Origin of the sequence: Nonomuraea helvata (assembly GCF_039535785.1) — a bacterium.
GTDB classification, from domain to species: domain Bacteria; phylum Actinomycetota; class Actinomycetes; order Streptosporangiales; family Streptosporangiaceae; genus Nonomuraea; species Nonomuraea helvata.
On sequence record NZ_BAAAXV010000001.1, the window covers coordinates 3,286,801 to 3,307,626 of the forward strand.

21 protein-coding genes and 1 pseudogene are annotated in these 20,826 nt (G+C 67.7%); 13 read left to right on the forward strand and 9 right to left on the reverse strand.

The features are described from left to right. Positions 1 to 67: 67 nt before the first annotated feature. The 7 genes and pseudogenes from ABD830_RS15375 (at position 68) to ABD830_RS15400 (ending at position 6,156) form a co-directional block, all read left to right on the forward strand. Complete coding sequence (locus ABD830_RS15375; protein ID WP_344987485.1) at positions 68 to 1,033, forward strand: ATP-binding cassette domain-containing protein; 966 nt, start codon at positions 68 to 70, stop codon at positions 1,031 to 1,033. After that, positions 1,030 to 1,875 carry an ABC transporter permease gene (locus tag ABD830_RS15380; protein WP_344987486.1) on the forward strand — a complete coding sequence of 282 codons (846 nt, stop codon included), beginning with the start codon at positions 1,030 to 1,032 and terminating at the stop codon, positions 1,873 to 1,875. Before ABD830_RS15375 ends, ABD830_RS15380 begins: the two co-directional genes overlap by 4 nt. Before the next feature lie 103 nt (positions 1,876 to 1,978). After that, positions 1,979 to 2,401, forward strand: a complete 423-nt coding sequence (locus ABD830_RS15385; RefSeq protein WP_344987487.1) for a DoxX family protein — start codon at positions 1,979 to 1,981, stop codon at positions 2,399 to 2,401. Positions 2,402 to 2,428: 27 nt separating this feature from the next. After that, entirely contained in the window at positions 2,429 to 3,262 is an 834-nt protein-coding gene (locus tag ABD830_RS15390) for an alpha/beta fold hydrolase (protein ID WP_344987488.1), read from the forward strand. A gap of 443 nt (positions 3,263 to 3,705) precedes the next feature. Beyond that, complete coding sequence (istA, locus tag ABD830_RS15395; protein WP_344987490.1) at positions 3,706 to 5,379, forward strand: IS21 family transposase; 1,674 nt, start codon at positions 3,706 to 3,708, stop codon at positions 5,377 to 5,379. A gap of 71 nt (positions 5,380 to 5,450) precedes the next feature. Further along, positions 5,451 to 5,798: pseudogene (locus ABD830_RS54215) on the forward strand (ATP-binding protein); the annotation flags it as partial. A 10-nt stretch (positions 5,799 to 5,808) separates the two neighbouring features. Further along, positions 5,809 to 6,156 carry an ATP-binding protein gene (locus tag ABD830_RS15400; RefSeq protein WP_425567083.1) on the forward strand — a complete coding sequence of 116 codons (348 nt, stop codon included), beginning with the start codon at positions 5,809 to 5,811 and terminating at the stop codon, positions 6,154 to 6,156. A gap of 436 nt (positions 6,157 to 6,592) precedes the next feature. Here ABD830_RS15400 and istB read toward each other — a convergent pair whose 3' ends face one another. Together istB and istA (ABD830_RS15410) are read right to left on the reverse strand one after the other, a co-directional pair. Then, positions 6,593 to 7,414: an IS21-like element helper ATPase IstB gene (gene istB / locus ABD830_RS15405; protein ID WP_344987494.1), complete on the reverse strand. Its 822-nt coding sequence runs from the start codon at positions 7,412 to 7,414 to the stop codon at positions 6,593 to 6,595. After that, positions 7,414 to 8,637 carry an IS21 family transposase gene (gene istA / locus ABD830_RS15410; protein WP_344987496.1) on the reverse strand — a complete coding sequence of 408 codons (1,224 nt, stop codon included), beginning with the start codon at positions 8,635 to 8,637 and terminating at the stop codon, positions 7,414 to 7,416. The genes istB and istA (ABD830_RS15410) overlap by 1 nt, the downstream gene beginning before the upstream one ends. A gap of 432 nt (positions 8,638 to 9,069) precedes the next feature. Here istA (ABD830_RS15410) and ABD830_RS15415 point away from each other — a divergent pair, with 432 nt between their 5' ends. Genes ABD830_RS15415 through ABD830_RS15425 form a run of 3 tightly spaced genes read left to right on the forward strand, consistent with a single transcriptional unit; the run spans position 9,070 to position 12,129 of the window. Beyond that, on the forward strand, positions 9,070 to 10,026 hold the full coding sequence (locus tag ABD830_RS15415; RefSeq protein ID WP_344987498.1) for a D-alanine--D-alanine ligase family protein: 957 nt from the start codon (positions 9,070 to 9,072) through the stop codon (positions 10,024 to 10,026). Between the two features lie 5 nt (positions 10,027 to 10,031). Further along, the gene (locus tag ABD830_RS15420) at positions 10,032 to 11,390 is read left to right on the forward strand and encodes a UDP-N-acetylmuramoyl-tripeptide--D-alanyl-D-alanine ligase (protein ID WP_344987684.1); all 1,359 of its coding nucleotides are present in this window, start codon (positions 10,032 to 10,034) and stop codon (positions 11,388 to 11,390) included. Next, on the forward strand, positions 11,383 to 12,129 hold the full coding sequence (locus ABD830_RS15425) for an ATP-binding protein (RefSeq protein WP_344987500.1): 747 nt from the start codon (positions 11,383 to 11,385) through the stop codon (positions 12,127 to 12,129). Before ABD830_RS15420 ends, ABD830_RS15425 begins: the two co-directional genes overlap by 8 nt. A 13-nt stretch (positions 12,130 to 12,142) precedes the next feature. On the opposite strand, the gene ABD830_RS15430 is transcribed toward ABD830_RS15425, so the two are convergent. Further along, positions 12,143 to 12,334, reverse strand: a complete 192-nt coding sequence (locus ABD830_RS15430) for a hypothetical protein (RefSeq protein ID WP_344987502.1) — start codon at positions 12,332 to 12,334, stop codon at positions 12,143 to 12,145. Between the two features lie 28 nt (positions 12,335 to 12,362). On the opposite strand from ABD830_RS15430, the gene ABD830_RS15435 reads away from it, so the two are divergent. After that, complete coding sequence (locus ABD830_RS15435) at positions 12,363 to 12,497, forward strand: hypothetical protein (protein ID WP_344987504.1); 135 nt, start codon at positions 12,363 to 12,365, stop codon at positions 12,495 to 12,497. Positions 12,498 to 12,502: 5 nt separating this feature from the next. Here ABD830_RS15435 and ABD830_RS15440 read toward each other — a convergent pair whose 3' ends face one another. From ABD830_RS15440 to ABD830_RS15460, 5 genes are all read right to left on the reverse strand, one after another. Beyond that, complete coding sequence (locus ABD830_RS15440; RefSeq protein ID WP_344987506.1) at positions 12,503 to 13,195, reverse strand: aspartate/glutamate racemase family protein; 693 nt, start codon at positions 13,193 to 13,195, stop codon at positions 12,503 to 12,505. 148 nt (positions 13,196 to 13,343) lie between these two features. Next, on the reverse strand, positions 13,344 to 13,619 hold the full coding sequence (locus ABD830_RS15445) for a hypothetical protein (RefSeq protein ID WP_344987508.1): 276 nt from the start codon (positions 13,617 to 13,619) through the stop codon (positions 13,344 to 13,346). After that, the gene (locus ABD830_RS15450) at positions 13,616 to 15,634 is read right to left on the reverse strand and encodes an ATP-binding protein (protein ID WP_344987510.1); all 2,019 of its coding nucleotides are present in this window, start codon (positions 15,632 to 15,634) and stop codon (positions 13,616 to 13,618) included. Before ABD830_RS15450 ends, ABD830_RS15445 begins: the two co-directional genes overlap by 4 nt. 600 nt (positions 15,635 to 16,234) lie before the next feature. Beyond that, positions 16,235 to 17,401, reverse strand: a complete 1,167-nt coding sequence (locus ABD830_RS15455) for an epoxide hydrolase family protein (protein ID WP_344987512.1) — start codon at positions 17,399 to 17,401, stop codon at positions 16,235 to 16,237. A gap of 76 nt (positions 17,402 to 17,477) precedes the next feature. Further along, a complete protein-coding gene (locus tag ABD830_RS15460) occupies positions 17,478 to 17,900 on the reverse strand; it encodes a Dabb family protein (protein ID WP_344987513.1) in 423 nt (140 codons plus the stop codon). Between the two features lie 154 nt (positions 17,901 to 18,054). Here ABD830_RS15460 and ABD830_RS15465 point away from each other — a divergent pair, with 154 nt between their 5' ends. Then, on the forward strand, positions 18,055 to 18,714 hold the full coding sequence (locus ABD830_RS15465) for a TetR/AcrR family transcriptional regulator (RefSeq protein ID WP_344987515.1): 660 nt from the start codon (positions 18,055 to 18,057) through the stop codon (positions 18,712 to 18,714). Positions 18,715 to 19,190: 476 nt separating this feature from the next. Continuing rightward, positions 19,191 to 19,808, forward strand: coding sequence for an integrase core domain-containing protein (locus ABD830_RS15470; RefSeq protein WP_344987517.1), 618 nt, complete (start codon positions 19,191 to 19,193; stop codon positions 19,806 to 19,808). 243 nt (positions 19,809 to 20,051) lie between these two features. Here ABD830_RS15470 and ABD830_RS15475 read toward each other — a convergent pair whose 3' ends face one another. Beyond that, a complete protein-coding gene (locus ABD830_RS15475; protein ID WP_344987519.1) occupies positions 20,052 to 20,684 on the reverse strand; it encodes a hypothetical protein in 633 nt (210 codons plus the stop codon). Between the last annotated feature and the right edge of the window lie 142 nt (positions 20,685 to 20,826).

Genomic DNA, 20,826 nt, shown 5'->3' on the forward strand with positions numbered 1-20,826 from the left:
TGGCCAAGTAGTCAAACTTGACTAGCTCACCAATCCGTTCGCAACGCCGAGAGAAGGAATCGAACCCATGGGAAAGCTCGCGATCGAGACGAGAGGGTTGAAGAAGAGCTTCGGCACGACCCACGCGGTCGCCGGTGTGGACCTGGCCGTGAGCGCCGGGGGCGTGTACGGCGTGCTCGGTCCGAACGGGGCGGGCAAGACCACCACGATCCGCATGCTGGCCACGCTCCTGCGCCCCGACGCCGGAGAGGCGCAAGTGCTCGGCTACGACGTCGTGCGTGACGCCCGGGCGGTGCGGAGCAGGGTGGGCCTTACCGGGCAGTTCGCGTCGGTCGACGAAGACCTCACCGGGGTAGAGAACCTGTTGCTGCTCGCCAGGCTGCTCGGCTACTCGCGCCCGCGGGCCAAGCGGCGAGCGGCCGACCTGCTCGACGCGTTCGGTCTTGCCGAGGCGGCCGACCGGCAGGTGAAGAAGTACTCCGGCGGGATGCGCCGGCGCATCGACATCGCGGCGAGCCTGGTCGTCACCCCCGAACTGATCTTCCTCGACGAGCCCACGACCGGGCTCGACCCGCGCAGCAGGAACCAGGTCTGGGAGATCGTCAGGGGCATGGTCGCCGAGGGCGCCACCGTGTTGCTGACCACGCAGTACCTCGACGAGGCCGACCAGTTGGCCGACCGGATAGCGGTGATCGACCACGGGAAGGTCATCGCCGAGGGCTCGAGCGGCGAGCTCAAGGCATCGGTCGGCGCCGGCTCGCTGCACGTACGGCTACGTGCGCCCGAGCAGCGGGCCGAGGCCGAACGGGTCCTCGCCGGCGTCCTCGAGGTGGCGGCTGAGCCGTCCGCCGACCCGGCCGCGCTGTCCGCGCGGATCTCCGACCCTGAGCGGGTCGCCCGCGCCCTGGCCGAGCTGTCCCGCGGCGGCATCGACGTCACCGAGTTCGCGCTCGGTCAGCCGAGCCTGGACGAGGTGTTCCTCACCCTGACCGGACACGCCGCCGAGGAGACACCCGAGGAGGATGCCGCATGAATGCCACGTCCGCGGAGCAGGCGTCGGCGCCGGTCACTGAGGACGCGCTGCGCAGTGTGCTGTTGGCCGGTGAGCGGCCGTCTCGCCCCGGCCCGGTGCGCACCTCGTTGACATTCGGCTGGCGCGCTCTGCTGAAGATCAAACACGTCCCGGAGCAGCTCGTCGACGTGACCATGTTCCCGATCATGTTCACGCTGATGTTCACCTACCTGTTCGGCGGCGCGCTCGCCGGGTCGACTCAGGAGTACCTGCAATTCCTGCTGCCCGGGATCCTGGTGCAGGCGAACGTCATGATCACCATGAACACCGGCATAACGCTGAACACCGACATCCAGAAGGGGGTGTTCGACAGGTTCAGGTCACTCCCGGTGTGGCGACCGTCGCCGCTGGTCGGCGCCCTGCTCGGCGATCTGGTGCGCTACTCGATCGGGTCGGCGATCGTGATCACGCTCGGCCTGGTCCTAGGGTTCCGGCCGGAGGGTGGCGCCGTCGGCGTGGTGCTCTCGGTGGCGCTGCTGCTGGTGTTCTCGTTCTGCCTGTCGTGGCTGTGGACGATGCTCAGCCTGATCCTGCGCACGCCGAACTCGGTGGCGGGGGTCAGCATGATGGTGATGTTCCCGCTGACGTTCGTGAGCAACATCTTCGTGGACCCGAAGACGATGCCCGGGTGGATGCAGGCGGTCGTCGAGGTCAACCCGATCACCCACCTGGCGACCGTGGTACGCGGCCTGATGGACGGCTCGGTGCCCGCCGGGGAAATCGGCTGGGTGCTCGTCTCGTCCGTACTTCTCGCCGCGGTCTTCGGTCCCATCACCATGGTCCTCTACCGCAACAAGAAATAGATGCCGCTCCCGCGAGCACTTGGTCGAAATCAACTCCGACAACCCGGCCCACTCGGCCAACGCCATCACCGCTACCAGACCCGGACACGACAAGGAGAGCCGAATGAGCACCATCCCCAAGAAAACCTCGGAAACCGTTGCGCACACGCCCGGGCGGGCGAGCAGCATCGGGGTCTGGATTCTGCACGTCGTGCTGGCGGCGATAATCGCCGGCGGCGGAATCTCGAAGCTCGCCGGCGACCCGATCATGGTGGACATGTTCGCCGACATCGGGGCTGGCCAGTGGCTCCGGTACCTGGTCGGAGCGCTGGAGGTCGCGGGAGGGGTTGGACTTCTGATCCCGGCTCTGGCGGGCCTGGCCAGTCTCGGGTTGGCGGCATTGCTGACCGGTGCTGTCATCACCGATCAGTTCGTGCTCGAGCAGAGCCCTTGGCTGCCGCTCGCCTTACTCATCGTGGCGGCCGTGATCGCAAGGACGCGGTGGTCGCGCACCGAGGCCGTCGTCGGCACGCTGCTCAGGCGCTGAGACAAACCTCTCGAACGGAGATGTGAGATGAACGAGATGGCCTTTCGCGTGACATCAAACGATGGCACCACCATCGCCTACGACAGGGAAGGAAGCGGTCCGGCCGTCATTCTGGTGGGCGGAGCACTCGACGAGGGGGTGGAGAACGCGCCCTTGGCGCCAGCTCTCGCCGAGCACTTCACGGTCTACAACTATGCCCGTCGGGGACGCGGCGCGAGCGGCTTCACCGAGCCGTACGCCGTGGAAAGGGAGATCGAGGACCTGAATGCGTTGATCGCGGAGGCGGGCGGCTCGGCACACCTGTTCGGGGCGTCCTCGGGCGGCGCGCTGGCGCTGGAAGCCGCCGCGGCCGGGTCAGCCATCGACACGATCGCCGTCTGGGAGGTGCCCTACGCGGTCGGGGACGACATACGCCCGCGATTCGAGGAGTACATCGCAGACACCCGACGCGCCTTCGACGCCGGGCGAGACGAGGAGGTTCTCGAACTGTTCATGCGCATGAGCGGCGCCTCCGACGACAACATCGCGGCCAGGAAAGCGGCAGGCAAGCAGACGGCGCATTGGGCGCATTCGGTCGCCCTCGCGCCCACGCTGGTCCACGACAGCGTCTTCCTCAACCGCTACCAATTGCCGGCCGATCGACTGGCAACGGTCACCCAACCGGTCCTGGTCACCACTGGAGGGCCGATCACGGTCCCCTATATGGCAGGCCTGCCCTCGGACTTCTTCGACCGCGCAGCCGACGAGCTTGCAGACCAATTACCCCACGCTCAACGGGAGACCCTCGAGGGGCCGGATCACGTCGTCGACCCACAGACCGTCGGCCCGCTGTTGCTACGGTTCTTCAGCACCGAACACTGAGGGGCCTGCGAGGTGTTGCGGGAAGACCGATTAGGCACCGCGCAAGCAGATCTTCGTCGCGCCAGGGACACGGGGCGGACAGGTGGTGTCAAGGTTGATGTCGTCGGCGGCATCACAGGCCTGATCCTGGGCGTGCTCGTCACCAACGTCTTCGTCACCACGCAAGGCCGGGCCGTCGTACTGACCTGGGCTTCAGTGGGACTCGACCTGGCCTACTCGCTGCTCATCGGCTCCGTCGTCGGTCGTACCCTCCGCTCCGGGCCGACTCAGTACCGCCCACCGAAGCCCTGCGCAGCACATGACCAGGCACCTCGGTAGGGCCAGTGATTCCGGGCTGTGGTCGCATGCGGTCACCGTTCCCGGGCGGTGGCCCGGTGCCGAAAGTCGTGCCCACGGCGTGCTCACGGCGTGCTCACGGCGTGCTCACGTCAGGAGTGCCACCGATGACGCAGCCGCGTTCCCGGGTCGACCTGTACGCGGCGATCCGACGGGATGCCCGATCTGGGATGTCCAACCGCGCGCTGCAGCGCAAGCACGGCGTCGGCTTCCGAACCGTGACAGCGGCGCTGGAATCTGCATGGCCGAAGGAGAGAAAGCAACCGCCCAAACGCGGCTCACGGCTTGACGCGTACCGAGTGGTGATCGACGAGTGGCTGCGCTCGGACCTCGACGCGCCGCGGAAGCAGCGACACACGGCGAAGCGGATCTTCGATCGACTGCTTGACGAACATGACGGGGCCGGGGTGGTGTCGTACTGGATGGTCCGCGAGTACGTCGCCACCCGACGCCGTGAGATTCGCGTCGAGGTCGGACGGGAACCTGCCAACGCGTTCATCCCGCAAGAGCACCGCCCGGGCCGCGAGGCCGAGGTTGACTTCGGCGACGTCGCCATCCGCCTGCGCGGCGAGCTCGTAACCTGCGCGCTGTTCAGCCTTCGGCTCTCCTACTCAGGCAAGGCCGTGCACAGGGTCAGTGCCTCGGCTGGGCAGGAAGCCTTCTTCGAGGGTCACGTCCACGCCTTCAACGTGCTCGGCGGGGTGCCGACCGGGAAGATCCGCTACGACAACCTCAAGGCCGCCGTCGCGAGCGTGATCGGGTTCTCCCGCCAGCGGGTCGAGGCCGACAGGTGGACCGCCGTCCGTTCCCACTACGGCATCGAAGCCTTCTATTGCCAGCCCGGAATCCAAGGTGCGCACGAGAAGGGCGGCGTCGAGGGGCAGATCGGCTGGTTCCGACGCAACCACCTCGTCCCCATCCCAGAAGTCGACTCCCTCGCCGAGCTCAACGCTATGGTCGACGCCTGGGACGAAGCCGACGACGCCCGGCGGATCGGGTCCCGCGCCCGCACGGTCGGGGAACACTTCGCCACCGAGCAGCCACTCCTCGCGCCCCTTCCGACCGAGCCGTTCGAGACCGGCCGCTGGTTCACCCCGCGCGTGGACCGGTACGCCCAGGTCACGGTCCGGATGAACAAGTACTCCGTGCCCGCGCGCATGGTCGGCCGTCAAGCCCGGGTGCTCCTGAACGCCAGCGACCTGGTCGTGTTCGACGGCAGGACCGAGATCGCCCGCCACGAACGGCTCATGACCAAGGGCTCGACCCGGGTCGACCTGGACCACTATCTCGAGGTCCTCCGCAAACCGGGCGCGCTACCCGGTGCGAAAGCGCTGGAGCAGGCCAGGGCATCCGGGCGGTTCACGCCCGTTCACGACGCCTGGTGGGCCGCGGCCTGCAAGGCCCACGGTGACGCTGACGGCACCCGTGCCCTCATTGAGGTCCTGATGATGCACCGGCACCTTCCACACGACCACGTCGTCGCCGGACTCGCGACGGCGCTGCGTGCAGGCGCGCTCACCGCGGACGCTGTCGCGTTGGAAGCGCGCAAGTACAACGACACAGCAGATGGCGGAGCCGACGACACGACAGCGGACCACCAGTCCCTGATGAGCGGCGACAGGGCACGCGGAGAAGGCGAGATCCCTGCCGTGCGATCGCTGACCGAGCGCCGGCTCCGCGCCCACATCCCGGCCGACACTCGGCCGCTGCCGAGCGTGGAGAAGTACGACCAGCTGTTGGCCAGCCGACGTGACACCCCGAACGAAGGAGCCGCACCGTGACCACCAAGCGCCGTGGAATGACCGAAGAAGCAGCCGACGCCGCGATCGACCAAGCGTGCCGGATGCTGCGAATGCCCACCATCCGCAACTCCTTCACCGACTACGCCGACCGGGCAGGGCGTGAGCAGATGTCTTACCGCGGGTTCCTCGCCGAACTATTGCTTGCCGAGTGCGACGATCGCGCCCGACGCCGGTCCGAACGCCGGATCAAGGCCGCCAAGTTCCCCCGCGAGAAGTCCCTGCGGGCCTTCGACTTCGACGCCAACCCCAACATCGATCCCGCCGGGATCCACACCCTCGCCAAGTGCGAATGGGTCCAGAAGGGACAGCCGCTGTGTCTGATCGGGGACTCCGGCACCGGCAAGTCCCATCTGCTGATCGCACTCGGCACCGAGGCCGCCATGGCCGGCTACCGGGTCAAGTACACCCCTGGCGACCCAGCTTGCCAACGAGCTCGTCGAGGCCGCCGACGAGATGACGCTGGCGAAGACCATCGCCCGCTACGGCCGCGTCGACCTGCTATGCATCGACGAACTCGGCTACATGCAACTCGACCGCCGCGGCGCGGAACTCCTCTTCCAGGTCCTCACCGAGCGTGAGGAGAAGGCCTCGGTCGCGATCGCGTCCAATGAGTCCTTCGGCGGCTGGACCAAGACCTTCACCGACCCCCGGCTATGCGCAGCCATCGTCGACCGACTCACCTTCGGCGGCACCATCCTCGAGACCGGCACCGACTCCTACCGTCTGGCCCAAGCCACAAGGCAGCGGACAACCTGACACCCGTCGGGCGCGGAAGCGGTGTCGACGCAAACCAACATCCGCGGCACCGACACGTGCCCGGCGGTGTCAGAACTCGCCAACAAGCGGTGTCGGACGAAACCTCCGCAGCCACCCGGGCGCAGCCCTCGGTCGAAGCATCGCATTGACTCCTGCCCGGTCGGGGATCGGGCAGCAGCACCCGGACCGCTCGAGGGGCCGTACCGCGCCCGACCAGATGGGCGCGAAGGCGTCTCGGGAGAGCTCGTTGCCGCGCCCAGTGAGCACACCGACCCACCGCGCCCTGGCCAGGTATATCGGGAGAGCACGGCGACGGCCCAGTCGCAGCCTGATGGCTGCCCCGGCGCATCCTCACGTGACCGTGGTTTTGTCAACGACGGCCGAATTCTGACCCCCTGACGACGGTTGAATCTTGACCCCCTGATGTTGTCGTTGGCTACTGCTCGTGCTCGGATCGGGCTGGTGGAACCCGGCCCAGGTCGCGGTTCTTCAGCCGGTAGCTGTCTCCCTTCAGTGAGATCACTTCGGCGTGGTGGACGAGGCGGTCGATCATGGCGGCGGCGACCACGTCGTCGCCGAATACCTCGCCCCAGCGTCCGAAGGGCTTGTTGGACGTGACGATCAAGCTGGCGCGTTCGTAGCGGCTCGAGACCAGCTGGAAGAACAGGTTGGCGGCCTCGGGCTCGAATGGGATGTAGCCGACCTCGTCCACGATCAGGACCGGGATGCGGGCCAGCTTGACCAGCTCGTCCTGCAAGCGGCCGACGGTGTGCGCGTCGGCCAGGCGGGCCACCCACTCGGCCGCGGTGGCAAAGGCGACCCGGTGACCGGCCTGGCATGCGCGGATCCCCAGCCCGATCGACAGGTGCGTCTTGCCGGTGCCGGGCGGGCCGAGGAAGACCACGTTCTCCCGGGCGGTGACGAAGTCCAGCGTGCTCAGATGGGCGATGGCCTCGCGTTTGAGTGAGCGCTGGTGGTCGTAGTCGAAATCTTCTAGAGCCTTGCGGGCCGGGAAGCGGGCGGCGCGGATGCGGGCCTCGCCGCCGTGGGAGTCGCGGGCGGCCACCTCGCGTTGCAGGCAGGCGGCCAGGAACTCCTCATGCGTCCAGGACTCGGCGCGGGCTCGTTCGGCCAGCCGTTCGACGGCCGCGGCCAGCGACGGCGCCTTCAGCACCCGGGTCAGATAGGCCAGCTCGGCGGCAAGGTTGCGGCCATTCGCGGCCGCCGCCGACGCGGTGCTGGTGGTTCGTGTGGCCATCACGCCACCGTCTCGATGCCGAGCAAAGCGTCGTAGTCGCTGAGCTGGCGTTGTTCCACCTCAGTGTCGATCGGCGTGGCCACGGCCTGCAGCCTGGCTGAGCGCAGCGCCGCCGCGGCCCGGGCGTGAGCGGGGTCGGTGAGCGTCTGGTGGGCGTCCCAGCAGCGCTCGTGCCGGGCCATCACCTGGCCGGCGCAGGTCACCGTGACGTGCTCCAGGTCGGCGACGACCTCGACCAGGCGGCCGATCGCGGACGGGTGAACGGAGTAGTCGTTGGAGGCGACGCGCACGTAGTGATCGCGCGCCAGCCGGGTCGCGCTGCGCCAGCCCACGGTCGGCGGCACTGGCGGCAACGCGACCATCGCCGCCCGATCCGCGCCGATCCGGTCCGCCGGACGGCAGTCCAGACGGCGATGATGGCGCTGGTTGGCTCGCTGCAGCCAACCCTCCAGCTGGGTGTTGAAGTCGTGCGGGCCGGTGAAGGCGCGGCCCGGCAGGAATGAGGTCTCCAGATAGCCGTTGGCCCGCTCCACCAGCCCTTTGGCTTCCGGATCGGCCGGCCGGCACTGCAGGATGCGAGCGCCCAACGTGCCGCGGAAGGCTTCGGCGTCGCGGGTGAGCTGCGGGCGGCCGCCTTTCCATGCCCCGATGGCGCCCTCGTTGTCCCACACGAGAGTCTTCGGGGTGGCGCCGAGCAGGGACAGCAGCGCCCACATCCCAGCGAACAGATCCCCCGCTGCGCGGGAAGGCAGCATCCGGGCCAGCAGCCAGCGCGAGTAGCCGCAGACCAGGACCAGCACCGGCAGGCTCATCCCGCGGCCGGGCCCGACCGGGATGCGGGCCGGCGGGAACCATAGATCGCATTGAGCCAGCTCGCCCGGCTGGTAGCTGGTGCGCGAGGCCGGATCGACGGGCCGGTACTCCGGCCGGATCTGCCGGATGCGGTCCTTGAGCACGGTTATCGACCGCTGCCAGCTGATCCGCTCGGCGATCACCGTCGCGGGCATGTCCGGCCACTGCCGCAGCAGCTGGCGGATCTGCGGTTCTACCGCATCCACGATCGACTTCTTACTTGGCCGTTGATACTTCGGCGGCTCCTCGGCCGCCAATGCCCGCCGCACCGTGTTCCTGGCGATGCCCAGATGCCGCGCGATCGCTTTGATCGGCATGCCCTCGGCCCGGTGCAACCGGCGGATCTCCGCCCAGTCCTCCACCTTGATCACCCTCCAGAGTGAACTGCAAGGGGGGTCAGATTTCGGCCGTCGCCTGGGGGTCAGTATTCACGCGTCGTCGACAGGTTTGGCCGAGATGAACCCGATGCGGCCATCACGGCCATGTCAACAGGCTCGGCCAGCCGACGTCTCATGCACCGCATGATCCCACATCACCGCATGTCAGAGCCAGGATCAAAGCGCGCCCTGCAGGATTCGAACCTGATGGGAGTCAACGGGGTGCCGATGGAACCGACGAAAGCTGAGACCGCCCTGACCCCGGACTCGTCTAAAAACCGGGGATGGCCAGAAAGTGGACAGCAAACTGGTCTGGGGAACGGTCAGGCGGGGCGAGCACACTCGGGCGGACCAGGTGTGTGGTGGCGGACAACGCGCCACCGGCGGCGAAGTTCCGCACGAAGTGACAGGAAGGCTGATTCGATCATGACTGAACGCCTGCGCGTGGCCGTGCTGGCGGGCGGCCCCTCGGCCGAGCACCAGGTGTCGCTGCAGTCGGCGCAGGCGGTGCTCGACGCCCTGCCGAAGGACCTGTACGAGCCCATACCCGTCATCATCGACCGCCAGGGCAGATGGCCGCTGGAACTGCGCCGCGGCGTGGCGGACGTGCTCTTCCCCGTGCTGCACGGGCCGTTCGGAGAGGACGGCGTTCTTCAGGGCCATCTGCAGACGCTGGGCATCCCGTACGTGGGCTGCGGTGTCCTGGCCTCGGCCGTGGCGATGGACAAGGTCGCGATGAAGCGCACGTTCGTCGCCGAGGGTATTCCCGTCACTCCGTACGTCTGGTTCACCGACCACGAATGGCGCACCACGACCGACCACTGGGGCCTGGTCAAGACGCTCGACTGGCCGATGTACGTCAAACCGGCCAACATGGGCTCCTCCATCGGCATCTCGCGCGTCACCTCCATGGAGGAACTGCGCGCGGGCGTCGATCTGGCGCTCACCCACGACCGGGTCGTGCTCGTCGAGCAGGGCGTCGACGCCCGCGAACTGATCTGCGGCGTGCTCGGCGATCATGACTCGCCGGAGGCTTCGGTGCCCGGCGAGCTGAACGTGAACGGCGCGTGGCTCGACTACGAGGCCAAATACCTCAGCAGTTCCGAGATCTCCACGATTCCCGCCGCATTGCCCGAACGGGTGGCCGAGGACGTGCGTGAGCTGTCTCTGCGCGTCTACCGGGCGATCGGCGGCTACGGCCTGTCCCGGGTCGACTTCCTGTACGAGGAGGACACCGGACGCCTGTACGTCCTGGAGATCAACACCATGCCGGGCTTCACCCCCCGATCCGTCTACCCCAAGGCATGGGCGGAAAGCGGCGTCCCGTACCCGGACCTGCTGCGCCGCCTCATCGACCTGGCGTTCGCGCGGAGCGGCTCGTGATCCACATGACGCTGGCCGAGATCGCCCGGGTCATCGGCGCGGACCTGCACAGCGTGGGTGAGCCGGAGGCGCTGGTGACGGCGCCGCCGGCGATCGACTCCCGTGACGTCGTGCCGGGTGGACTGTTCGCCGCGACGGCCGGGGCCCGCGTGGACGGGCATGATTACGCGGCGAAGGCCGTGGCGTCCGGGGCCGTGGCCGTGCTGGCCTCCCGGCCCGTCGGGGTGCCCGCCCTTGTGGTCGAGGACGTGCAGACGGCGCTGGGCGTACTGGCCCGGCACGTGCTCGCACGCCTCGGTCCGATCGTGATCGCCCTGACCGGCTCGGTGGGCAAGACCACGACCAAGGACCTGCTGGCCCAGGTGCTCGAACGGCACGGGCCGACGATCGCCACCGATCGATCGTTCAACAACGAGCTGGGGTTGCCGCTCACCGTGCTGCGTGCCGACGCCACGACCCAGTACCTGGTGCTGGAGATGGGCGCGGGCCGCAAGGGCGACCTGACCTATCTGACCGGAATCGCGCCCCCGCAGGTGGGCCTGGTGCTCAACGTCGGTGCCGCGCACGTCTCGCGCATGGGGGGCAGGCTGGCCGACGTCGCTGCCGCGAAGGGGGAACTGGTTGAGGCGTTGCCCGCCGGCGGGTTCGCGATTCTGAACGCCGACGATCCGTACGTCATGGGCATGGCGGGCCGTACCAAGGCGCGGATCGTCCCGTACGGCGGATCGGCGGGCGTGCGTGCCGAGAACGTGCGGCTGGGAGACCTGGCCAAGCCCTCGTTCGACCTGGTGACGCCCTCCAGCCGCGCCCGGGTCGAGCTGGACCTCATCGGCGAGCACCAGGTGGGCAACGCGCTGGGCGCCGCCGCGGTGGCGGTGACGCTCGGGCTGTCCGCCGGCGAGATCGCCGACGGGCTGAACGCGGCCAGGCGGCGTTCCCCCGGGCGACTGGAGGTGTTCGAACGGCCCGACGGCATCACCGTCGTCAACGACGCTTACAACGCCAACCCCGAGTCCATGCGAGCCGGGCTACGGGCGTTGAAGGCGATGGCTGGCGGACGCCGTACCGTCGCCGTGCTCGGTGCGATGGGCCAGCAGGCCGATGCCTCGCGCGCCCGGCACAGGCAGGTGGGGCGGCTCGTGGCCGATCTGGGCATCGACGTGCTGATCGCGGTCGGGCCGGGGGATCCGGTCGAGATGGCGCGGGAGGCGGAGTCGGCGGGCGTCACCGTGCGGACGGCCGAGAACACGGCCGCGACGGTCAGGCTGGCCGCCGGGCTGCTCGAACCGGGGGATGTCGTGCTGGTCAAGGCCTCCAGCGAGATCGGACTCAGCGCCTGTGCGCGGGAGCTGGCGGGTGGCTGAGCCGGTCGCAGTGCTGGGGCGGCGGCTGCTGGCGGCGCGGAAGCGGACCTTCGTCGGCCGGGAGGAGGAGCTTGCCGTCTTCGAGGCGGCGCTGCGTATCGGGGGCCGGGTGTTGTTCGTGCACGGTCCGGGCGGTGTGGGCAAGTCGGCGCTGCTGTGCCGTTTCGCGCAGGAGGCGGCCGGACGTCCGGTGACAAAGCTGGACGGCCACGCATTGGGCCCGTCCCCGGCCGCCTTCGAGTCCGCCGCCAGACCGGTGCTCGACGGCGAGCGTGCCGTGCTGCTCATCGACACCCTCGAACAGATCCAAAGCCTGGAAAACTGGCTGCGCGAACACTTCCTGCCCCCTGCCGGTCGGCGCGCTCGTCGTCGTGGCCGGACGCAACTCCCCGGATCTGCTGTGGCAGGCCGATCCCGACTGGTCGGACACGTTGCAGATCATGCCGCTGCGCTGCGCCTGGCCGCCAAGGTCGACGGCGTGGAGTCCGTCGTCGCCATGCGCTTCTGGATGGACAGGCAACCGCAGGCGTACCGCGTCTACCGGCGTACCGCGACTGGGGGAGCTGAGTGGCTACCACCGGCACTATCACAAGTACGACCAGGGAAAACTCGCGTGCTCGGAGATTCGGAATACGCCCTGTTCTCCCACGACTGGCGGGGCCTCGCCCGTCCAGGTGTGGCTCGAACGGGTGCTGACGGCCGGGCCGCGCAGGGATGTTCCCGAGGTGCCGGAGCTTGAGCTGGCGGTGTTGTCACAGGAGGAGTTCGCGGGTGCCGTGCGCAAGGCCCTGCGGCACCTGTCGCGCCCCTCCGAACTGGCCGCCAACCCCCTCGTCCGCAGCAGGCTGGTCGCCGGGCACGCCGACCCCGTACTGGCCCTTCGCCAGCTCCGGGAAGAGAGCATCAGGAACCTGAGCGGGGACCCGCGCGCGAGCAAGCCGCATCGCGCTGGACACCACCTACCTGCGCGGCGTGCCCACTCAGGAGGCCGCCGCCGAACGGCTCGGCCTGCCCTACTCCACCTACCGCCGCCATCTGGTCTCCGGAATCGAGCGCGTCTGCGAGGATCTCTGGCGTCGCGAGCTCTATGGCGCGCACGAGAGCTGAGCGGGTCAGCCGGACAGGGCGAAGGCGGCCGCCGCCTCGGCGTGCAGGCGGGCGCTCGGCAGTACGGGGACGGGGCTGTCCTTGTCGCTGATCAGCAGCTCGATCTCGGTGCAGCCGAGGATGACGCCCTCGGCGCCCGCGTCGGCCAGGTCGTCGATGATCGCGGTGTAGGAGCTCCTGGAGGAGGGACGGAGCGTTCCGCGCACCAGCTCGTCGAAGATCACGTCATGGACCAGCTCGCGCTGCGCGCGCCCGGGGACGATCACCTCGAAGCCGTGGGTGGCCAACCGGTCCCGGTAGAAGGGCTCCTCCATCGTGAAGCGGGTGCCCAGCAGGCCGACCTTCCGCATGCCTCTGGCTGTGACCTCGGCTCCCACCGCGTCGGCGATGTGCAGGACGGGCACGTTCGTGCTCTGTGCCACCTCGTCGCTCACCCGGTTGAAGGTGTTGCTGCAGATGAGCAGTATCTCGGCGCCCATCGACTCGAGCCCGCCGCCCGCCTCGGCCAGCAGCGCTCCCACATCCTGCCACCGGCCGGCGAAGATGAGGTCTTCGACCGTGGTGTAGTCGACCGACCAGATCAGGCTGTTGGCGGAATGGCTGCCGCCGAGGCGCTCGCGTATGCGCTGGTTGATGACCTGGTAGTAGATGACCGTCGATTCCCAGCTCAAGCCGCCGATGAGCCCGATAGTACGCATGGAACTCCGTTCGTAACCGTGTCGCGGCAGGCTAGGCGGAGTACCTGCTCATTTCGCAGACCAAAAACTGTCCGGTTCTTCGCGGGCAGCTTCTGGTCATAGATCTGACCTGTCGAATGGACAGGCGGAGTCCCTAGCTTGCCTCCGGTCAAATGTGAACTTCACCCATCGGGGGCGATCCGTTGAACAGGAAGAGCACCGGCGTGCTGTCCGCAGTGCTGGCCGGGATGCTGAGGACGAGCGCGTGCGGTACGGACAAGACCGAGACCGCGCAGGGCTCAGGCGGCTGCGACACCGGCAAGGGCACGCTGGTCGTCGGCGTGATCGCGCCATGGTCAGGCAAGCTGTCCATGACCGTGGTGGCCTCTGTCCTCGCCGCCGGTGGCGTCTTCACCATCTCGGAGGCGACGGCCACACCGTTCACGACGCGTTGGCGCCGTAGAGCTCCCGGTGCCACAGGTCGGCACAGATACGTTCGATGCCGGCTGTCAGGTGGCGACGGTAGGTGGTGAACGGCAGGCCGAGTCGTTCGGCGGCCAGCTCCTGGGTGGGCGTGCCGTGCAGGAACGTGACAGACAGTGCCCGGTGGAGCTTGGCCGAGCGTGGGTCATGGCGTAGGTCGTCGATCGCCTGGCGGAGCAGGTCGCCCAGTGCCGTGGCCGGGTCCTGCCCGGCCCGCTCGGCGATCAGCCTGGTGCGCGTCAGCGGGGAAGCGGCCAGCGCGTCCAGCCGCGACAACTGGCGCAACGCCTTGCGAACCGCCTCGGCGAACTCCGCCTGGGACAGCACCGCCAGCTCCGCCGTCTCGGTTTCCGGCCCGTCGGCGGGACCCGTTACGGGCAGGTGGTTCACCCGCTCCAGCCACGCCCGCGCCGGCACCGCGCGCCAATCATGAGCGAACAGCGTGTACGCGTCCTCCCCCAGCCGCGGCTGCTCGGGGATATCCCGCATCCCGTAACGCCGTAAACGCTCCACCCACGCCTTGCCCAGACGCTTTACCGCGATATACGACCAGGCCATCCGCTCGGCCCGCAGACAATTACCGATCACCCGCCACTGAATCACATCCATCACCGGCGAATTCTCGCAATGAGGCGGCAGCACCCATAGCCGGCTGACCGCCAGATGTTCACCGGCGCGCAATGGCGTGGAGGCGCGCGCATGCGCCCACGCCATGGCCACGACGGGATCGGCCGTCAGTTCTTGCTCATCGAGTTCGGCCAGACGCAACCACGCTGTGAAGGCCACGACCTCACCGGTTTCGGTCCGTCGATACAGCCGGAACGCCTCCGGCTGACGTTCCGCCCAGAAGGCGGCGCAGGCGGCGGACGCCGCACCCTCCGCTGCCGTGGCCACCCGGACCAGCGTGCCAACGTCCTCCTCGCGCAGCACCTCTTCCTGGAACTCGCCCTCGTCGCGGCAGCGGTGGAAGTCGGCCGGCGCCTCGTTGTCGCGATGCAGGTAGAGCAGTGCCGCCACCGCGCCGAGTACGTCCGCGTCGCTCGCCGTACGTACCCTCTCCGCCAGGTGCGCGTGGATGCGGTCGTGCATCGCCGTATACCCCTCGGGATCCCGCCATCGCAGGTCCGCCTCCAGCACCTCCCGCACCACGTCATGCGGAAACAGCCCCAGACGGCTCGACTCCACGAACGGCAACCGCCGCAACCATCCGAACAGCCTGCTGGCGTCTTGCGGTAAGGCCGCCCGCAGCAGTTCCTCCGTCGTCATGTACGCATGCGCGCAGATTTCCAGAGCATGCCGATGCGCCGCCGAAGGCAGCTCGCCCACCAGCTGATCCAGCAACGTGGCCACCACGTCCTGATTCGGCATCCACCGCCTGCCGGCCCCGCCGTCCTTCACCGCCACCGCCGCCCCCAGCAGCAGCGCCAGCGGATGACCACCGGCAAACGCCAGCAGCACCTCGCGCAACTCGGCCGCCACCCCGCAGGAGTCCAGCAGAGCCTGCGCGTCCGCGGTCGGCAGGTCGCGCAGGGCCAGCACCTCCAGCGCCCCCGCCCATCCCGAGTCGGCCTGCCACCGCAGGTCCGGCGGGTTTCGCCCCGCGATCACCACCAACGCCCCCATGGGCACCCGCGGCAGGAACCGCTCGCGCAGCCATCCCTCCAAGCCCTGAATCCGTTCGAAGTCGTCGACCAGCAATACCGCGTCCGCATCCCGCAGCACCAACTCGGCCTCGGCCTCGAACGCCGCCGGCGACGGCTCCACCGTGCGCCCGTCCACCACCGACACCGGCCGCCCCGCCACCACGGCCGCCTGCGCAAACCGCCGCAACAAAGCCGACTTCCCGATACCGCCGGGACCGTGCACGTACAGAACGCTGCAGCCGCCGCCGTACAACGCCGCGTCGAAAACCGCGAGCTCTTCCTCCCGCCCCACAAACGCCATCTCACGCGCCGCTTGCAGGCGCGATCCCAGCAACCCGGACGTATTACTACTCCCCGATGACATATCCCCTAATCCCTCTCCGGACACCCGGCCGGCACTGCTGTCAAGTCCCGGTACGACCTCTCGGACGCGCTGGCCGGATTCTCGGTGAACCATCCACAGGTCGGCCAGTCAGCCAAGAATTCAACAGGACGCACCATGACGCTTCGCCCCGTCTCCTCTCGAAATTATGAAGACAACGAGCCGTGACAATATCGCCCGCTGTCCACCACAAGTACAGCAGACCGTACCTCCAGACATTCGCCCGCGTCGCACAACGCAAAAATAACCCGTTCAATGCGCGGATCGTTCACGTGATGAATTTGGCATTCGGCGCGCACCCCGTCCGATTGAAAATGAGAGATCCTTCCGAATTACGACGCACTAGAGCAACGGAACCTCCACGCTGCACCTAATCAGCACTTCGCTCGTTGAGGATTCCCAGGGATTGCGAAGGGAACCCTGCTTTGATGCGGTGGCGATCGACGATGCGCTGGACCTGTTCGCGCTGCTGAGGCCGCGCTCAGCGCGACCTCTGGTGGCAATCGGGTATTGGCCGCGGTGCAGAAACGCCCTGGGCCTGGCCGTCGGGGTTCAGGCATCGAATCGAGGGGCTGAAGGCACAGACGGACGGTGGGCGCGGAAGAATTCGATGATGTCGTGGGCCAGCAGGTCGGGTTCTTCGTGGGCGGCGAAGTGTCCGCCGCGGGGCATGTGCGTGTAGCGCGTGACGTTGTAGGTGCGCTCGGCCCAGCTGCGTGGGGGCCGGCTCAGGTCGGCGGGGAACAGGGCGACGGCCGTGGGCACCCTCACCCGTTCGACACGTTTTGTCATGCCGTGGGCGTACTCGTAGTAGGGCCTGAAGGAGGTCGAGATCGTGCCGGTGAACCAGTAGAGGGAGGCCTGGGTGAGGATGAAGTCGTCGCTGAAGCGCGAGGACAGGTCGCCTCCGCAGTCGCTCCACGCGCGGTACTTCTCGACGATCCAGGCGAGCAGGCCGGCGGGTGAGTCGGCCAGGCCGTGGGCCAGGGTGAGGGGACGGGTGTTCTGCTGGTGCTGGTACCCGCCTTCCTGCTCCTGCCAGGCCGCCACGGAGGCGAGGTGGGCCTGTTCCTGCGGGGTGAGGCCGTCCGGGTCGTAGTCGGCCGGGGCGGCCACGGCCAGCAGGTGGATGCCGACCAGCGCCTCGGGGTGGGCCTCGGCGAGCCGTGAGGTGACGCCGGCGCCCAGGTCTCCGCCGTGCGCCGTGTACCGCTCGAAGCCGAGTTCGTCGCGCATCAGCCGGTGCCAGAGTTCGTGTGTCTGCTGAGTATTCGTGAGCGTGGGCCGCTGGGGTGAGAAGGCGAATCCGGGCAGTGAGGGAACGATCACGGTGAAGGCGTCCTCGGCTGCTCCTCCGTACCGGGATGGGGTGGCCAGCTGGTGGGCGAGGGGGATGAGTTCGAGGAAGGAGCTGGGCCAGCCGTGCGTGAGGACGATCGGCAGCGCGTCCGGGTGCTCGCCGTCGAAGCGGAGGTAGTGCACCGGTGTTCCGTCGAGGTCCGCGAGATGTGACGGGAGGGCGTTGATGGCGGCTTCGTGGGCTCGCCAGTCGTAGCCGGAGGCCCAGTACGCGACGAGGCGGCGGAGTTCCACGGTGTCGGTGCCGGCCTGCCAGCCGTGCACGGGCCACGGCTGGGGCCATCGCGTGGCCCTCAACCGGGCGCGGAGCTCGTTCAGCTCTGCGTCACTGACCGTGATCATGGGTGTGTTGCTCGGCATGGCGTTCTCCTTGGTGTGCTGCGTGTGCCGGCGCACGTCGCCCTCACTGCGGCCGCTGTCTCGCGCCGATGCCGGCTCATGTGGGCGTGGAGTCGTCGTCGGGCACGCCGCTGCCTTCGTAGGAGCCGAGGTTCTCGATCAGGTCGAGGAGTTCGGGGTGGTCGATGAACCGGTCGCGGTGCACTTGGGCGATCTTGTCGCCGATCTCGGGGTCGGGGTCGTCGGTGAGGTCCAGTGAGACCATGTTGGCCGCGAGCGGTATACCGATCGCGTCGATCTGACGGTGCAGCGCGTCGTACATGTAGGTGCGGTAGGCGTCGATGTCCTTGAGCGCGTACATGGTGCCGTAGTGGAACTCGCCGCCGAAGTCACGACCGACCATGAAGAACTCGACAGCGTCGAGCTTGTCGCCGAGCGTGCGCAACAGGTCGAGCGCGTGCTGGACCTGGCCTTCGGGAGCGTCGGGCTTCAGGGCGATGCGGATCTGGTGGTAGATCATGGCAGTTCTCCTTCGAACGGACGTTGATACAACGAGTGGTTGCGTTGAGGACTCTAGGTTCTGCTTCCTCTTAACACAACTGTCTGTTGCCTTAATTCCCGGCTTAATGCACCTGCGAGTTGTACTAGGATTTGCGTCGCTCTAACCTGGCCGTATGGCAGGAGAACCGCTGCAAGACGTTCAGCATCTGCACGCCGACGCGGCCACGGTTCGGCCGGGCGGACGGACGGCGCGCGTGCGCGAAGCCGTCATCGATGCCACCATCGCGGAGTTGAGCGAGGTCGGCTACGCCGCGCTGCGCGTCGATGCGGTGGCCGAGCGCGCGGGCGTCAACAAGACGACGATCTACCGCCGCTGGGGCAACAAGGTCGGCCTGGTGTCCACCGCCCTCATTGAGCGCCGTGGCCAGTTGGTGCCGCCCGCCGACACCGGCAGCCTGCGCGGGGATCTCATCGAGCTGCTCAAAGAGATCCGGCTCGGCCTCAACGTCCCCTGGGTCGCCGCGCTGCTGCGCGAAGCCGGCCCGCGCACTGCCGCGAACGCCGATCTGTACGAACTCCTCGACAGGTTCTGGCCGGCCCGGTTCAAGGTCTCAGGAGTCATCTTCGAGCGCGCCGTCGAACGCGGCGAACTACCCGCCGACACCGACCCCGACTTCCTGCTGGAGATGCTCTCGGGGCCGCTCTACTTCCACTGGCTCATGCTCGGCCACCCGCTGGACGACGACTTCCTCGAGCGAATGGCCGACTTCATCCTCCATGGCGCACAGGCCAGACCACCCGGCGCAGGGGCGTCGGAGAGCGGCGGCAGGTAGCCAGTTTCAGGCAGTGTGCTGGTAGGCGGTGTACGTGAGAGATGCTGGGCCGCTGCGGCTGCCAGGAGCCGGATCGACCCCCCACCGACCACGAGAAAGCGCTCTCCTGGTCGCGCCTGTGCGCGGCGCACAGCGTGCCAGGCGACGGCGCCGGGTTCGACCAAGCATGCGTCTTTCACGTCCAGCTGCGAGGGCAGAGCCAACAGCGTGTATTCCGGCACCACCACCGCTTCGGCCAGGCCGCCGTCTCGGTAAATCCCGAGGCTTCCGTGGCCGACTTCAGTGCATGTCCGCGTACGACCTCATCTCCCGAACGGGGTACGACCTCACGTCCAGAGGGTCGGCGTGTCATTGACGTGTTCGAGCTGAGTTAGTGATCATCCTTCGATCTGTCAGCCGGCAAGCAGACGAGATCGAAGGATGACCACGGGGACTGCACCCTCAGCCTGCAGATACTTCTTGACGGTCTTCCAGTCGTGCCCGCGCCGCGACGTGCCGATGATCGTTGGCGTGATTTCGTCCGCGCCCACGCCGCGAGCACGCTGGCTTGTGATTTCTTCACGGTGGACACCGTCACGCTGCGCCGGTTGTACGTCTTCTTCGTGGTGGAGGTCGGCACCCGGTTCGTGCACGTGCTCGGCGGGACCGCTCACCCTGATGGCGCATGGGTTACCCAGCAAGCCCGTAACCTTCTCGTCAATCTGGAGGACCGGGCCAACACGTTCCGGTTCCTGATTCGGGATCGGGACACGAAGTTCACCAGCAGCTTTGATGAGGTCTTCGCAGGCAACGGCATTCACGTGCTGAAGATCCCGCCACGGTCGCCTCGCACGAACGCGTTCGCCGAGGGATGGGTACGCACCACACGCACGGAATGCACCGACCGACTACTCATCTTCGGCGAGCGACACCTTCGCACCGTGCTGGACGAATACGCCGATCACTACAACCGACACCGGCCACACCGCTCCCTCGCCCTCCGAGCTCCCACCAATGATGCCTCCAACGTGATCCCGCTGCCGCTGGGCCGGATCGAGCGCCGCCACGTTCTCGGCGGTCTGATCAACGAGTACCAGCGCACGGCTAACCAATGAGGTGCCGTCACGAATGCGCAGGTCAACGCCTTTGGGCCTGGTTTTGACACCCTTCACGCAACGCAGCCCGCCCGGCACGTGACCGACCTCAACGACCAGCGAACCGTCCGCCGATAACCCGTCGTCGCGGGGCATGATCAGCGAATACCGCCACGCCGCTTAACCGCAGCTCAGGCCCCGTAACTCAATATTCGAGCGGTACACCCACCTCAGCGCATGTGGATGCGTAACGATTGGCTGGCGTCACTCGTCCGTACCGTCGACTACCTCATTCAAGTCATCCAGCTCAACCTCACCCGACTTCCAGAAACGCCGCAGCGGTCCGCAGCAGTACCACACCAGGAAGCCGGCCACCGCGAATATGACACCAGCCATCGGCACGTCGCCTTTGCAGAGCATGACAATCCCCCCGATGGCCATGGCCAGCGTCATTGGCACCAAGAGGACCAAGGTGAGCACGACCCAGAATCGCCGCATGCTGTGCAGGGTGTTTTCGGCGGCGTCCTGCACCGCCTGTCTGACTCCATGATCCGTTTGCACGGAGGGCGGGGATGCGTCGGCGTCTCGCACGCCGCCGTCCCGGGAAACAGATGGAGGCGAAGGGGCCTCGGACGGCCCCTTCGACCGCAGGGATCCGTCGGCGCCCGGAGTGCAGAACGCAGGCCTAGCAGGCGGGTCCGGCTGGGCAGTGGTCGGCGCCCGTGAGGGGCTGGTCTTTCCCAGAAAGGCCCGGAAGCCCTTCCAGGTGAAGGACGCCGCGCCGAACCACAGCGCCAGCTTCCCCAACATGTCCGGCCACCAGAACCAGGCCACCAGGCCACAGAGCCCGGCCAGCCCGAAGAGTGCAAGGCCGAGAGAGATCCGGTCTTTCGACATGCGCACCACTCAACGTTGTCAGAGGTCTCCCAGTTGAGACGTGTGGCGGATACCCATGGTTCCAAAAGAAGACGGATGGTGGCTGAATGGCCCCGTTCAGCGGAGTGTTCGCACCGTGCGTATGGGCATCGACCCCGGGACG